The organism is Paenilisteria riparia FSL S10-1204 (genome assembly GCF_000525995.1).
Taxonomy (GTDB): domain Bacteria; phylum Bacillota; class Bacilli; order Lactobacillales; family Listeriaceae; genus Listeria_A; species Listeria_A riparia.
Map to the genome: position 1 here is coordinate 1 of NZ_AODL01000056.1, position 634 is coordinate 634.

1 protein-coding gene and 1 pseudogene are annotated in these 634 nt (G+C 46.8%); both read left to right on the plus strand.

What is annotated here, in order from left to right; translation table 11 throughout:
- Window positions 1–228 (plus strand): annotated as a pseudogene (locus tag PRIP_RS17265) (ABC transporter permease); the annotation flags it as partial.
- Window positions 229–242: 14 nt separating this feature from the next.
- Window positions 243–634: ATP-binding cassette domain-containing protein (locus PRIP_RS17465; RefSeq protein ID WP_036102651.1), on the plus strand; the 392-nt coding region annotated here is incomplete at its 3' end.

Sequence of the window (634 nt, forward strand, 5' to 3'; positions counted from 1 at the left end):
GCTGTGATGGACGTGACAGCACACCCGGATTCCTTACTTACCAAAGCATTGAAGTTGAATCCCATCGTATATGTGATCGAAGGGTTCCGGGACGCCTTTCTTTCCCGGGAATGGTTTTTCCAAGATGTCTGGTGGTCGCTTTATTTTTGGGGTGTGACACTGCTTGTTCTAGGGGTAGGTGCGATGTTGCATCTGCAATTTAAAGACCGCTTCATGGATTATTTGTAGAGGAGGAAAAACATATGCCAGAAACAATCGTGCACTTAAAACAAGTAGCCAAGCAATACAGTATGCTGGCCAGCCAGTCCAAACAGCTGCTTTCCATCTTCCAACCCGCCGAAGAAAAGCCGTCTTTCTTTGCGCTGCGCGATGTGTCGTTTGCGGTGAAAAAAGGCGAGACAGTCGGTTTAATCGGGCTCAACGGTTCTGGGAAATCGACCTTATCTAACATCTTGGCGGGTATTATTTTACCAACATATGGTGACATGCATATCCGCGGAGAAGTATCACTGCTTGCCATTGGCGCAGGATTGAAACCGACACTTTCCGGCATGGAAAATATTCGGATGAAGTGCTTGATGCTCGGTTATTCCACACAAGAAATCGAACAGATGATTCCAGCCATCACCGAATT